Origin of the sequence: Rathayibacter sp. AY1B4 (assembly GCF_002932815.1) — a bacterium.
In the GTDB taxonomy this organism is placed as follows: Bacteria; Actinomycetota; Actinomycetes; order Actinomycetales; family Microbacteriaceae; genus Rathayibacter.
This window is the reverse complement of the sequence record NZ_PSWN01000006.1, coordinates 125,955-139,655: the sequence shown is the minus strand read 5'-3', so window position 1 is coordinate 139,655 and position 13,701 is coordinate 125,955. Positions and strand designations below refer to the sequence as shown.

Genomic DNA, 13,701 nt, shown 5'->3' with positions numbered 1-13,701 from the left:
CGGCGCTAGGAGGCGGCGTAGGCCTCGAGGGTGCGCGGGCCGAAGGCGTCGGGGATGACCTCGTCGATCGTCTTCACGCCCGACACGGTCTGGAGGAGCATGCCCTCGGCCGAGTGCTCGAAGAGCAGCTGGCGGCAGCGCCCGCAGGGCATCAGGACGCCGCCCTTCCCGTCGACGCAGGTGAAGGCGACGAGCCGGCCGCCGCCCGTCATGTGCAGAGAGGACACCAGCGCGCACTCGGCGCAGAGCGTGAGCCCGTAGGAGGCGTTCTCGACGTTGCAGCCCGAGATCGTCCGGCCGTCGTCCACGAGCGCGGCGACCCCGACGGGGAACTTCGAGTACGGGACGTAGGCGTGGCTCATGGCCTCGAGGGCGGCCTCGCGCAGCGCCTCCCAGTCGATGTCGGTCACGACGGCTCCTCTCAGGACTTCAGGTACGGCTTGCCGGCGGCGGCCGGTCCGCGGGACTGGCCGACGAGACCGGCCACCGCGAAGATCGTCACGACGTACGGCAGCATCAGCATGAACTCGCTGGGCACGGGCGAGCCGATGACGCCGAGCACGTTCTGCAGGTTGGTCGCGAAGCCGAACAGCAGCGACGCGAGCGTCGCCTTGATCGGGTCCCAGCGGCCGAAGATGACGGCGGCCAGGGCGATGAAGCCCGCACCCGCGGTCATCTCCTTGCCGAACGCGCCGACCGCGTCGAGCGTGTAGTACGCGCCGCCGACTCCGGCGATCGCCCCGGCGAGGGAGACGTTCCAGAAGCGCGTGCGGGCGACATCGATGCCCACGGTGTCCGCGGCCTGAGGGTGCTCGCCGACGGCGCGCAGGCGGAGGCCCCACTTGGTCTTGAACAGGCCCCACCACACCGCGAAGATCGCGAAGTACATCAGGTAGACGATCACCGTCTGGTTGAACAGGACGGCGCCCACGATCGGCACCTGGCTGAGCACCGGGATCGGGAGGCGGTCGAACTTCACCGGCGAGTTGAACGTCGACGCGTCGGCGGAGAGGACCTGGGAGTAGAGGAAGCTCGTCAGGCCGGTCACCAGCACGTTCAGCACGACTCCGACGATCACCTGGTCGACCAGGTACTTGATCGCGAAGGCGGCCAGCACGAACGACACCAGGACGCTCGCGACCATCGCCGCGAGCAGGCCGAGCACCGGCTGGCGGGTGAGGGAGCCGACCATCGCCGCGGTGAAGGCGCCGGCGAGCAGCTGCCCCTCGATCGCGACATTGACGACTCCGACCCGCTCCGAGATGACGCCGCCGAGCGAGCCGAAGATCAGCGGAGTGGCCAGCCCGACGGTCCCGAGCAGCAGTCCCGAGACGGGCAGCGCGGCACCGGCCGACGCCCAGACGAGGAACCCGATCAGGAAGACCAGAGCGAAGACCGCCGAGAGCCAGAGCGGGATCCGGCGGCCGGCGCGGGTGAGCGCGGCCGAGGCGACGGCCAGGCCGACCAGGAGGATCGCGACGACCACTCCCGTCCCCCGCGTCGGGAACGGGATGTCCGGCAGCGCGAAGAAGTCGGTCCCCGCGGCGAGGCGGAACGAGCTCGTCCCGTCGCGGCCGAGTGCCACGAAGAGGACGACGGCGAGCAGCGCGAAGACGCCGAACGCGATCGGCGCCTTCCAGCTGCGGATCACGACGCGGTCGGGGGCGGTGGCGACGGCGGTGCTCATGCGGACACCTCCGAGGTGCGGCGGGTGCGGCGCTTCGGGGCGGCCCCGGGCGTCGGGAGGCGGAAGATCGCGCGCACCAGCGGCGGTGCGGCGATGAAGAGGACGATCAGCGACTGGACGACGAGGACCACGTCGATCGGCACGCCCTCGGCGGCCTGCATCGAGTAGCCGCCCGCCTTGAAGGCGCCGAAGAGGATGCCGGCGAAGAACACGCCCCAGGGTCGGGAGCGGCCCAGCAGCGCGACCGTGATCGCGTCGAAGCCGATCCCCGCGTCGATCCCGGAGGTGAAGCCGGTCGTGACCGTCCCCATCACCTGGGCGCTGCCGGCGAGGCCGAGCAGGCCGCCGGAGAGCAGCATCGCGTACACGTAGCTGTTCTTCACGTCGATGCCCGCGACCCGTGCCGCGTGCGGGTTCTCCCCCACCGCGCGGAACTTGAAGCCGATCGTCGAGCGGTTCAGGAGCCACCAGACGAACACGGTCGCGAGGACCGCGAAGACGAAGCCGAGCGTGAGCGAGTAGCCGGGGCTGAGGAGCGCCGGGAAGACCGCGCTCTCCTTCATCCCGGGCGACTTCGGGTTGTTCGACCCGGGCGCCTGCAGCGCGCCGGGCGTCCGCAGGAGGTAGGAGATCAGGTAGAACGCGACGTAGTTGAGCATGATCGTGAGGATCACCTCGTGCGCGCCGGTGCGGGCCTTGAGCAGTCCCACGAGTCCGCCCCAGAGCGCGCCGCCCAGGATGCCGGCGGCGAGCGCGACGATCAGGTGCACGCCCCACGGGAGGTCGAAGGAGAAGCCGACCCAGCCCGCGCAGGCGGCGGCGATCAGCATCTGGCCGCGGCCGCCGATGTTGAACAGGCCGACGCGGAAGGCCAGCGCCACTCCGAGCCCGCCGGCGATCAGCGGAGTTGCGAAGGCCAGGGTGTCCGTCAGCGGCTTGATGCCGTTGGCGAAGCCCTCGCGGCGGAAGTTGTAGACCGAGCCCTGGAAGAGCGAGGAGTAGGCACCGGAGACGGACTGCCAGATCGCCTGCAGGGTGTCGAGCGGCCGGGCGAAGAAGTAGCCCGACGCCGCCTGGACGTCCTTGTCGGTCGCGGCGATCAGCACGCCGCCCGCGATGAGGGAGAGCAGCACGGCGAGCACCGACATCAGCGCGGTGCCGGAGAGGATCTCGCGCAGGACGCGGGAGGCGCCGCTCTCGAGCGGGCCGGTGCGCACCTCCTGATCCGGCTTCTGGCCGGGCTCGAGCCCGGACGCCTTCTCGGTCTCCGCGTCGGGATCGACCGCGGGCAGTTGCGCGTCGCTCACGCCGCCGCTCCCTTCTCGGCGGGCGTCTGCCCGGCCATCATGAGCCCCAGGACCTCGCGGGGCGTGTCGGCGGGGACGATGCCGATGATCCCGCCCTTGTACATGACCGCGATGCGGTCGGCGAGCGCCGCGACCTCGTCGAGCTCGGTCGACACCACGATCACGGGGACCCCGGTGTCGCGCGTCTCGACGATGCGCTTGTGGACGAACTCGATGGAGCCGACGTCGATGCCGCGGGTGGGCTGCGCCGCGATGAACAGCCGCAGCTCCCGGCTGAGCTCGCGCGCGAGCACCACCTTCTGCTGGTTGCCTCCGGAGAGGCGGCCGACGTGGGTGCCGATCCCCTGGGCGCGCACGTCGAACTCGCGCACCCGCTCCTCGGCGAAGCGCTCGAGCTCCTTGAGCCGCAGGCCCAGTCCCTTCACGAACGGACCGCGGTCGCTGCGGTCGAGCATGAGGTTCTCGGCGATCGTGAACTCGGCGACCAGACCGTCCTCGGTGCGGTCCTCGGGGACGAAGCCGACCCCCGACTCGAGGACGCGGCGCACGGACAGCCCGTCGAGGCGGCGCCCGTCCAGGGTCACCGAGCCCTCGACCCGCTCCTGCAGGCCCATGATCGCCTCGGTGAGCTCGGTCTGGCCGTTGCCCTGCACGCCCGCGATCGCGAGGATCTCGCCGCGGCGGACCTCGAAGGAGACGTCGTCGACGACGGCCTGGCCGTTGGCGTCGCGCACGGTGAGGTTCGAGACGACGAGGGCCTCGTCGCCCGGCACCGCCTGCTCCTTCTGCACCGTCAGCTCGACGGCGCGTCCCACCATCAGCGAGGCGAGCTCGGCGTTGCTCGCCGTCGGCGACGCCTCCCCCACGACTCTGCCGAGGCGGATGACCGTGATGCGGTCCCCGACCTCGCGCACCTCGCGGAGCTTGTGCGTGATGAAGACGATGGCGGTCCCGGCCGCGCGCAGCTGGCGCATGATCGCGATCAGCTCGTCGGTCTCCTGCGGGGTCAGCACCGCGGTCGGCTCGTCGAACACGAGCACCCGGGCGTCGCGCGAGAGGGCCTTGATGATCTCGACCCGCTGCTGCACGCCGACGGGGAGGTCCTCGACCAGGGCGTCGGGATCCACGTCGAAGCCGAAGCGGTCCGAGATCTCGCGCACCCGGGTGCGCGCGGCGGCGAGGTCCAGGCGCCCGCCGGCCTTCGTCTCCTCGTGGCCCAGCATGACGTTCTCGGCGACGGTGAACACGGGGACGAGCATGAAGTGCTGGTGGACCATCCCGATGCCCGCCTTCATGGCGTCACCCGGACCGGAGAAGTGCTGGACCGCGTCGTCCAGCAGGATCTCTCCCTCCTCGGCCTGGTACAGGCCGTAGAGCACGTTCATGAGCGTCGACTTGCCCGCGCCGTTCTCGCCGAGGAGGCAGTGGATCTCGCCGGGTTCGACGGTGAGATCGATGTGGTCGTTGGCCACGAGCGCGCCGAAGCGCTTCGTGATGCCACGCAGTTCGAGCTTCATGGGACCAATCTAACTTTCGGTTCGCGCCACGATGCGCCGTCGGCCGGGATCGAGGGACGCAGCGGAGCCGATCCGCCCGCCGGACCGACGAAGAGGCCGGCGGGCCCGAGGTGTGCTCGGGCCCGCCGGCCTCTTCGAGGAGACGGCTAGGACGCCGCGGGAGCGGACGGGGAGGTGACGGTGATGGAGCCGTCGATGATGCCCGCCTTGATGGTGTCGAGCTCGCCCTGCAGGTCGCCCGAGACCTTCGACTCGAAGTCGTGGAACGGCGCGATGCCGACTCCGTCGTTCTCGAGGGTGCCCACGAAGGGAGTGGGGTCGAAGTCGTCGGCTCCGGCGGAGCTGGTGACGTCGGTCGTGCCGGCCTCGATGCCCTTGAGGATCGAGGTCAGGTACAGGTCGGCGCCGTCGGGGTAGGTCTCGTACAGGTCCGCGTCCACGCCGACCATCGCGATGTCCTTGCCGGAGTCGCGGATCGCCTCGATCGCCGACTGGAAGATCGGACCGCCGACGGGGAGGATGACGTCCGCGTTCTGGTCGATCAGCGACTGCGCGGCCGACTTGGCCTCGACGCCCGCCGCGAAGCCGCCGGTGAAGGAGCCGGTCTGCGCGTCGACGTCCCAGCCGACGACCTTGACGTCCTTCCCCTTCTGCTCGTTGTAGTACTTCACGCCGTCGGCGTAGCCGTCCATGAAGATCGTGACGGTCGGGAACTGCTGGCCGCCGTAGGTGCCGACGACGCCGGTCTTGGAGTACGACGCGGCCGTGTAGCCGGCGAGGAACGCCGCCTGCGAGGTGTCGAAGGTGATCGGCTTGACGTTCGGCAGGTCGATCGACGCGTCGTCGATGATCGCGAAGTCGATGTCCGTGTTCGCCTCGGCCGCGGCCGACGTGGCCTCGGCCAGCGCGAAGCCGACGGTGATGATCAGGTTGCAGCCCTGGTCGACGAGGCTGGTCAGGTTCGGGGCGTAGTCCGTCTCGGACTCCGAGGTGACGGTCTTCGGCGTGACGCCGAGGTCCTCCGAGGCCTTCACGAGGCCGTTGTAGCCGAGCTCGTTGAACGACTTGTCGTCGAACCCGCCCGCGTCGGAGACCATGCAGGGCAGGAAGTCGCCACCGGCGGCGGCGCTGGAGCCGCTCTCCTCGGGGGCGGAGGCGCAACCGGCGAGAAGCGCGGTGACGCCGAGGGCGGCGAGACCGCCGAACGCGGCCTTACGCGAGGTGATAGTCAAGATGTCGTCCTCCAGGAATGCGGCCCCGCGCGACGAGCGCAGCAGGGCGTCGATTCCCACACGTTACCCAATGTGACAAGCCGCTCAGCCGCCCGGACGGTAGACCTCAGGAAGCGTTACACAGTGTTGATCTTCGCGACACGCGGAGCGTGTCGCGGGGTGCGGGCGGCTGTGCTCGATTCCGAGCCGCGGAGCGGCTCGGCGCGGTCGGCTGGGCTCGATTCCGAGCCGCGGAGCGGCTCGGCGCGGTCGGCTTCGCGACGGGTGCGTTCCGCAGAGCGGGTCGCGTCGGGCTGGCCTGAATCGCTGGCACGCGATTCCGGCTCGCGGCCCTCTCCCCTGCTGCCGGATGTCGAAGGCGTTCGGAGGAACTCCGCGCTGCGCGCGATCGGGCTCGACGCGATGCTCCTCCATGGTGGTCGAGTTGCCGCGGAAGCGGCATATCGAGACCCAGCCACCAGCACCCAGGGCGACCGCCGAGGCCCTCATCGAGGGTGGTCGAGTGGCCGCGCGAACGGCGGATCGGGACCTCCGCACGCGCAAGAGGCGAGGGGCGGAACGGCGAAGCGCGGCGCCTCCGAGGGGAGGGCCGCGCTTCGCCGGGTGTGACGGAGGGCTAGAGGACGTCGGTGCGGCCGGAGAGGCGCAGGGCGTCGACGACGCCCTTGACCTTCTGGGCGTTCTCGGTCGTGGTCACCAGGAGCGCATCGGGGGTGTCCACGACGACGATGTCCTTCACTCCGATGAGGGCGATGGTGCGGTTGCCGCCGCTGACGACGATGCCCGTCGCGGAGTCGGCGAGCACACGCGCGTCCTCGCCGAGGATGGCGAGGTCCGAGCGGAGTCCGCTCGAGTGCAGCTTCGCGATCGAGGCGAAGTCGCCCACGTCGTCCCAGGAGAAGTGGCCGGGCACGACGGCCAGCTTGCCCGCGGCCGCGGCCGGCTCGGCGACGGAGTAGTCGATCGCGATCTTCTCCAGGCCCGGCCAGATGCGGTCGACGACCGCGCCGCGCTCCGGGGTGTCCCACGCGGCGGCGAGCTCGAGCAGTCCGGCGAGCAGCTTCGGCTTGGCGCGGCCGAGCTCCTCGAGGAGGCGGTCGGCGCGGGCGATGAACATGCCCGCGTTCCAGAGGTACTGACCACTGGAGAGATAGGCGCGCGCGGTGTCGGCGTCGGGCTTCTCGACGAAGGAGTCGACGGCGAGCGTGTGCGTCGCCCCGTCGATCCCGAGGTGCTTCCCCGTGCGGATGTAGCCGAAGCCCACGGCAGGCTCGGTCGGCGTGATGCCGATGGTCGCGATGTAGCCCGCGTCCGCCGCGACGACGGCCTCGGCGACCGCGTCGTGGAACAGCTGCTGACCGCTGATGACGTGGTCGGCGGCGAACGAGCCGATGATCACGCCCGGCTGGCGGCGCTCGAGGATGGCGGCGGCCAGGCCGATCGCGGCGGACGAGTCGCGCGGCTCGCTCTCGAGGACGACGTTGAGGTCCTCGAGGCTCTCGAGCTGCTCCTCGACGGCGGCGCGGTGCGCGCGCCCGGTCACGACCATGATCCGGTCGGCGCCCGAGATGGGCGCGAGGCGGTCCCAGGTGTCGCGGAGGAGGGTCTGTCCCGATCCCGTCAGATCGTGCAGGAACTTCGGGGCGTCGGCCCGGGAGAGCGGCCACAGCCTCGAGCCGATCCCGCCGGCGGGGATCACGCTGTAGAAGCGGTCGAGCGGGGCGCGGCCATCGGTCTCAGGTGATGTCATGTCCGCAGGATACAAGGGAGCCCGAGCGCGACCGTCCGTTCACCCGAGCGCGCGCCGCCGTTCATCCCGCCGCCGTAGCGTCCGGGGCGTGAGAGTCGCGGTCGTCACCGAGAGCTTCCTGCCGTCCTTGAACGGCGTGACCACGAGCGTCCTGCGGGTGCTCGACGAGTTCGCGGAGCGCGGGATCGAGGCGCTCGTCGTCTGCCCGGCCGCGGGGGCGCCGGGCCACTACGCGGGCCACCGCGTCGTGGAGCACCCGGCGATCGCCTACCGCGACTTCCCGGTCGGGATCCCCACGCTCGCCCTCACCCGGGAGCTGGCCGACTTCGAGCCCGACGTGGTGCACGTCGCCTCGCCCTTCCTCCTCGGCGCCCGCGCCATCGCCTCGGCCGGCCGGCTCGGGGTGCCGAGTGTCGCGATCTATCAGACGGACGTCGCGCGATTCGCGGCCCGCTACGGCATCCGCGGCGCCCGCGCCCTCGCCTGGCGGGTGATCCGCCAGATCCACGCCGGGGCGGACCTGACCCTCGCCCCCTCCACGAGCGCCCTCGACGACCTCGCCGCCGCCGGCATCGAGCGCACCGCGCTGTGGGGCCGCGGCGTGCAGAGCGAGCGCTTCCACCCGCGCCGCCGCTCTTCCCCCTACGCGCAGGCCGTCCGGGCCGGACTCGGGGCCGACGACGCGCTCGTCGGCTACATCGGGCGCCTCTCCCCCGAGAAGAGGGTGGAGCGGATGGCGGCGCTCGCCTCCCTCCCGCATGCGGAGCTGGTCGTGGGCGGCTACGGCCCCTCCTCCGCCCGGGTCGCCGCCGCCCTCGGCCCGGCGGCGCGGATGCTCGGCCGGCTCGACGGCGACCGGCTGCCGGCGGTCTTCGCCGCGCTCGACGTCTTCGTGCACACCGGCACGGAGGAGACGTTCGGCCAGACGGTCCAGGAGGCGCAGGCGTCCGGCACCGCGGTGGTCGCGCCGCACGCGGGCGGCCCCACCGACCTCATCGAGCACGGCGTGGACGGCCTGCTCTACGCGCCCGAGAGCGACTCCGACCTCCGCCGGCAGGTGGAGCGCCTGGTCCGAGATCCCGCACTGCGCGCCCGGCTCGGCGAGGCGGGCCGCCGCCGCGTGCTCCACCGCACCTGGAGCGCGCTCACCGACGAGCTCCTCGCGCACTACGCGACCGCGGGGGCGCCCGCCCTCGCCCTGCCCCGCAGCTAAGGCTCGCCTAAGCCGCGCCCGCCTGCGAGCGCGCTTAGAATCGGAGGGCGAGTTTCTCGTCGCTCCCCGCCCCGTCCCCGTCCACGCGACGTGGGAACAGGTCAGGCCGTCGGAGCACAACCAGGGAGGGTTGTTCGTGTCAGTTCAAGCTGCTCAAACCCTCGCACCCCGGAAGCAGGGGAAGATCCGGCGTCCGGCCGGCACCCTGTACCGCGGTCGCGAAGGCATGTGGTCGTGGGTGCTCCACCGGATCACCGGTGTCGCCATCTTCTTCTTCCTCCTCGTCCACGTCCTCGACTCCGCTCTCATCGCCGTGAGCCCCGAGGCGTACAACGCGGTCATCGGCACGTACAAGAACCCGATCATGGGACTCGGCGAGACCGGGCTCGTGGGCGCCATCGCGTTCCACGCGCTGAACGGCCTGCGGATCATCCTGGTCGACTTCTGGAGCTGGGCGACCCGCAACCAGCGCGTCCTCTTCTGGGTCGTCATGGGCCTCTGGGTCGTGCTGATGCTCGGCTTCGCGCCGCGCCACCTGATCAACGTCTTCAGCGAGGGGGGTGCGCATTGAGCACCGTCGCCGCACCGCGGACCCCGCACACCCCGACCCGCTCCTCCGGCACCAACTGGGAGAAGTGGGGCTGGATCTACATGCGCGCCTCCGGCGTCGTGCTGATCGTCCTGATCTTCGGGCACCTCATCTACAACCTGCTGCTGGGCGACGGCATCAAGGCCATCGACTTCGGCTTCGTCGGCGGCAAGCTGGCGAACCCGTTCTGGCAGTGGTGGGACGTCCTCATGCTGTGGCTCGCGCTGATCCACGGCGGCAACGGCATGCGCACGCTGGTCAACGACTACGCGACCTCGCCCCTGCTGGCCAAGGCCTTCAAGGGCGGCATCCTCGTCGCCGTCGTCGCGCTGATCGCGCTCGGCACCTGGGTCGTCTTCGCGTTCGACCCGTGCCCCGCCGGCACCGCCGCGGACCTGCTGCCCTCCTTCTGCGCAGCGTGACCACGGTGCCGCGGATCGGAGAGGGGCCCGCGCCCCTCCCGGTCCGCGGCACCGCGTCCCGGCACCTCCCCCTCCCATCCCCGTACGACGGAGCACCCACCCCGTGAGCACACCAGGCCACTCCCACACCGGCGCCGACCAGAGCGCCTTCGCGCAGACCGTCGGACCCGACGGCGTCCACTACCACCAGTTCGACGTCGTCATCGTCGGCGCCGGCGGTGCCGGGATGCGCGCGGCCATCGAGGCCGGCCCCAAGGCGAGGACGGCCGTGATCTCGAAGCTGTACCCGACCCGCTCCCACACCGGAGCGGCGCAGGGCGGCATGGCCGCCGCCCTCGCGAACGTCGAGGAGGACAGCTGGGAGTGGCACACCTTCGACACCGTCAAGGGCGGCGACTACCTCGTCGACCAGGACGCGGCCGAGATCCTCGCGAAGGAGGCCATCGACGCGGTCATCGACCTCGAGAACATGGGCCTGCCCTTCAACCGCACCGAGGAGGGCAAGATCGACCAGCGCCGCTTCGGCGGCCACACCCGCGACCACGGCAAGGCGCCCGTCCGCCGCGCCTGCTACGCGGCCGACCGCACCGGCCACATGATCCTGCAGACGCTGTTCCAGAACTGCGTCCGGCTCGGCATCAACTTCTACAACGAGTTCTACGTCCTCGACCTGGTGATGACCGAGGTCGACGGAGTGGCCAAGCCCTCCGGCGTCGTCGCCTACGAGCTGGCCACGGGCGAGCTGCACGTCTTCCAGGCGAAGGCGATCATCTTCGCGACCGGCGGCTTCGGCAAGATCTACAAGACCACCTCCAATGCGCACACCCTCACCGGCGACGGCGTCGGCATCATCTGGCGCAAGGGCCTCCCCCTGGAGGACATGGAGTTCTTCCAGTTCCACCCGACCGGCCTCGCCGGCCTCGGCATCCTCCTCACCGAGGGAGCGCGAGGAGAGGGTGCGATCCTCCGCAACGCCTCGGGCGAGCGCTTCATGGAGCGCTACGCCCCCACCATCAAGGACCTCGCGCCGCGCGACATCGTCGCCCGCTGCATGGTCCAGGAGGTGGCGGAGGGTCGCGGCGCCGGACCGCACAAGGACTACGTGCTGCTGGACTGCACCCACCTGGGCGCCGAGGTCCTCGAGACCAAGCTCCCCGACATCACCGAGTTCGCCCGCACCTACCTGGGCGTCGACCCCGTCGTCGAGCCGGTCCCCGTCATGCCGACCGCGCACTACGCGATGGGCGGCATCCCGACCAACGTCAAGGCCGAGGTGCTCTCGGACAACACGACCGTCGTCCCGGGCCTCTACGCCGCCGGCGAGTGCGCGTGCGTCTCGGTGCACGGCTCCAACCGCCTCGGCACCAACTCCCTCCTCGACATCAACGTCTTCGGCAAGCGCAGCGGCAACAACGCCGCCGACTACGCCAAGACGGTCGACTTCACCCCCCTGCCCGCCGACCCGGCCGGCGCGATCCGCGACATGCTCGCCTCGCTCCGCTCCGCCACCGGCACCGAGCGGATCGCCTCGATCCGCAAGGAGCTGCAGGACGAGATGGACAAGAACGCCCAGGTGTTCCGCACCGACGAGTCCCTCGAGGCCGTCACCGGGACCATCCAGCGCCTGCGCGACCGGTTCCGCAACATCTCGGTGCAGGACAAGGGCAAGCGCTTCAACACCGACCTCCTCGAGGCCGTCGAGCTGGGCTTCCTGCTCGACCTCGCCGAGGTCGTCGTCTACTCGGCGCGCAACCGCAAGGAGAGCCGCGGCGGCCACATGCGCGACGACTTCCCGAAGCGCGACGACGAGAACTACATGCAGCACACGATGGCGTACCTCTCCGGTGACGCCCACTCCTCCGACGCCGGTGACCACATCCGGCTCGACTGGAAGCCCGTCGTGATCACCCGGTACCAGCCGATGGAGAGGAAGTACTAGCCATGTCGACCGCTACCCTCGAGCAGCCGCCCGCCGCCCCCGCGGCCCCGGAGGCGTTCACCGTCACGTTCATCATCCGCCGCTTCGACCCCGAGGTGGACGCCGAGCCGCGCTGGCAGGACTTCGACGTCGAGATGTACTCGACCGACCGCGTCCTCGACGCCCTGCACCGCATCAAGTGGGACCAGGACGGATCGCTGACCTTCCGCCGCTCGTGCGCGCACGGCATCTGCGGATCCGATGCGATGCGGATCAACGGCCGCAACCGCCTGGCCTGCAAGACGCTGATCAAGGATCTCGACATCTCGCAGCCGATCTACATCGAGGCGATCAAGGGCCTGCCCCTCGAGAAGGACCTCGTCGTCGACATGGAGCCGTTCTTCGCCTCCTACCGCGAGGTGCAGCCGTTCCTGGTCGCCAACACCCCGGCGCCCAAGGGCAAGGAGCGCGTGCAGTCGGTCGCGGACCGCGCCCGCTTCGACGACACCACGAAGTGCATCCTCTGCGCCGCGTGCACGTCGTCCTGCCCCGTGTTCTGGACCGACGGGCAGTACTTCGGCCCTGCGGCGATCGTGAACGCCCACCGCTTCATCTTCGACTCGCGCGACGACGCCGGTGGAGCGCGCCTGGACATCCTCAACGACAAGGAGGGGGTGTGGCGCTGCCGCACGACCTTCAACTGCACGGAGGCGTGCCCGCGCGGCATCCAGATCACGCAGGCGATCGCCGAGGTGAAGCAGGCCGTCATCCGCGGCCGCGCCTGATCCTCCCCCTCGCGAACGCGTCCGGCCCGCCGGGATCCTCGGATCCCGCGGGCCGGACGCGTTCCTGCGTGCAGGCGGGCGCGTGCACGGGAGCGCCGCGAGGCCTCAGTACGCTGGAGGAATGACCGAGGCGGCCGACACTCCCCGCGGGATCCCGGGCCTGTTCGAGCGGGTCATGCGGACGCGGCCGGTGCGGGTGATGCTCCACTACTCCGAGACCGGCGGGCCCCTCTTCGCCTCCGGACTCGCCTTCCAGGCCCTGTTCGCGGTCTTCGCGGCGCTCTTCGTCTTCTTCGCCGTCTTCGGCTTCTGGGTGCGCGACGACTCGGTGCTGCGCGACTCCCTCCTCGACCTGGTGACCCGCTCCGTCCCCGGCCTGATCGGCGGGAAGAACGCCCTCGTGTCGGTCGACGACCTGCTCGACTCGTCGATCCTCGGCTGGACGGGTGCGATCGCGGCCGCCGGCCTGCTCTGGACGGCGCTGAACTTCCTGGGGAGCCTGCGCCAGGCGGTCCGGCTGCTCTTCTCGCTCCCCGGACCCACGACCCTCTTCGTCCTGCTCAAGCTCAAGGACGCGGGGCTCGCCCTGGTCTTCGGGGCGGTGCTGCTGGTCTCGGCGGGTCTCTCCGTGTTCTCGACCTCGCTGGTGGACGTGGCGTTCGGCTTCCTCGGGATCGGCAGCGAGTCGATGCCGGCCCGTCTCGCCGGCAGCGCGGTCGGCCTGCTGATCATGCTCGCCCTGGACACGGGCACGCTCGCCGGCTCCTTCCGCATCCTCTCGGGAATCTCGATCCCCTGGAAGAACCTCTGGGCGGGGTCGCTGCTCGGCGGGATCGCTCTCGGCGCTCTCAAGGTCCTCGGGACGCAGCTGCTGGGCGGTGCCTCCCGCAATCCGCTGCTCGCCTCGTTCGCGGTCCTCATCGGTCTGCTGATCTGGTTCAACCTCGTCTGCCAGGTGATCCTGATCGCTGCGTCGTGGATCTCCGTCGGGATGAGCGACGCCGGGATCTCGGCGCGCAAGCTCACGCCGGAGGAGCGCGAGAAGGAGCGGGAGGAGCAGCTGCGCACCGCCCGCCGCACCCTCGCCGAGGCCGAGCGCGAGCGGCTTCGCGCCGCGCTGCCGGAGGCGTCCCTCCTGAAACGACGGCGCCTGGAGCGCCAGCTCGCGCAGCTCGAGGAGGAGCTCGAGCAGCTCGCCGCCTGACCCGGCGGTCCGCTTCCCGGTCTTCCCGGCGTCGCCGCGCCCGATTCCGCCTGCCGATTCTGTCCGTTTCTGTTGAC

12 protein-coding genes are annotated in these 13,701 nt (G+C 70.8%); 6 read left to right on the top strand and 6 right to left on the bottom strand.

Going from position 1 to position 13,701, the window contains the following annotated elements; genetic code table 11:
* Positions 1 to 5 precede the first annotated feature (5 nt).
* The 6 genes from C5D66_RS06075 to C5D66_RS06050 all read right to left on the bottom strand — a co-directional run bounded on the left by C5D66_RS06075 (position 6) and on the right by C5D66_RS06050 (position 7,493).
* Positions 6 to 410 carry a cytidine deaminase gene (locus C5D66_RS06075; protein ID WP_104223180.1) on the bottom strand — a complete coding sequence of 135 codons (405 nt, stop codon included), beginning with the start codon at positions 408 to 410 and terminating at the stop codon, positions 6 to 8.
* Between the two features lie 11 nt (positions 411 to 421).
* Positions 422 to 1,687 (bottom strand): ABC transporter permease, encoded by a 1,266-nt coding sequence (locus C5D66_RS06070; RefSeq protein WP_104255401.1) that lies wholly within the window; start codon positions 1,685 to 1,687, stop codon positions 422 to 424.
* Complete coding sequence (locus C5D66_RS06065; RefSeq protein WP_219814268.1) at positions 1,684 to 2,994, bottom strand: ABC transporter permease; 1,311 nt, start codon at positions 2,992 to 2,994, stop codon at positions 1,684 to 1,686. Before C5D66_RS06065 ends, C5D66_RS06070 begins: the two co-directional genes overlap by 4 nt.
* Positions 2,991 to 4,511 carry an ABC transporter ATP-binding protein gene (locus C5D66_RS06060; protein ID WP_104255402.1) on the bottom strand — a complete coding sequence of 507 codons (1,521 nt, stop codon included), beginning with the start codon at positions 4,509 to 4,511 and terminating at the stop codon, positions 2,991 to 2,993. Before C5D66_RS06060 ends, C5D66_RS06065 begins: the two co-directional genes overlap by 4 nt.
* 146 nt (positions 4,512 to 4,657) lie before the next feature.
* The gene (locus C5D66_RS06055) at positions 4,658 to 5,743 is read right to left on the bottom strand and encodes a BMP family protein (RefSeq protein ID WP_104232890.1); all 1,086 of its coding nucleotides are present in this window, start codon (positions 5,741 to 5,743) and stop codon (positions 4,658 to 4,660) included.
* 616 nt (positions 5,744 to 6,359) lie between these two features.
* Positions 6,360 to 7,493 (bottom strand): mannose-1-phosphate guanylyltransferase, encoded by a 1,134-nt coding sequence (locus tag C5D66_RS06050; protein ID WP_104223184.1) that lies wholly within the window; start codon positions 7,491 to 7,493, stop codon positions 6,360 to 6,362.
* A gap of 88 nt (positions 7,494 to 7,581) precedes the next feature.
* On the opposite strand from C5D66_RS06050, the gene C5D66_RS06045 reads away from it, so the two are divergent.
* The 6 genes from C5D66_RS06045 to C5D66_RS06020 all read left to right on the top strand — a co-directional run bounded on the left by C5D66_RS06045 (position 7,582) and on the right by C5D66_RS06020 (position 13,624).
* The gene (locus C5D66_RS06045; RefSeq protein ID WP_181065415.1) at positions 7,582 to 8,706 is read left to right on the top strand and encodes a glycosyltransferase family 1 protein; all 1,125 of its coding nucleotides are present in this window, start codon (positions 7,582 to 7,584) and stop codon (positions 8,704 to 8,706) included.
* A 136-nt stretch (positions 8,707 to 8,842) separates the two neighbouring features.
* Positions 8,843 to 9,277 carry a succinate dehydrogenase, cytochrome b556 subunit gene (gene sdhC, locus C5D66_RS06040; protein ID WP_374952907.1) on the top strand — a complete coding sequence of 145 codons (435 nt, stop codon included), beginning with the start codon at positions 8,843 to 8,845 and terminating at the stop codon, positions 9,275 to 9,277.
* Positions 9,274 to 9,717, top strand: a complete 444-nt coding sequence (locus C5D66_RS06035) for a succinate dehydrogenase hydrophobic membrane anchor subunit (protein WP_104223187.1) — start codon at positions 9,274 to 9,276, stop codon at positions 9,715 to 9,717. Before sdhC ends, C5D66_RS06035 begins: the two co-directional genes overlap by 4 nt.
* Before the next feature lie 202 nt (positions 9,718 to 9,919).
* The gene (sdhA, locus tag C5D66_RS06030; protein ID WP_244230709.1) at positions 9,920 to 11,656 is read left to right on the top strand and encodes a succinate dehydrogenase flavoprotein subunit; all 1,737 of its coding nucleotides are present in this window, start codon (positions 9,920 to 9,922) and stop codon (positions 11,654 to 11,656) included.
* A gap of 2 nt (positions 11,657 to 11,658) precedes the next feature.
* A complete protein-coding gene (locus C5D66_RS06025) occupies positions 11,659 to 12,420 on the top strand; it encodes a succinate dehydrogenase iron-sulfur subunit (RefSeq protein WP_068254543.1) in 762 nt (253 codons plus the stop codon).
* A 121-nt stretch (positions 12,421 to 12,541) separates the two neighbouring features.
* Entirely contained in the window at positions 12,542 to 13,624 is a 1,083-nt protein-coding gene (locus tag C5D66_RS06020; protein ID WP_104223189.1) for a YhjD/YihY/BrkB family envelope integrity protein, read from the top strand.
* Positions 13,625 to 13,701 lie beyond the last annotated feature (77 nt).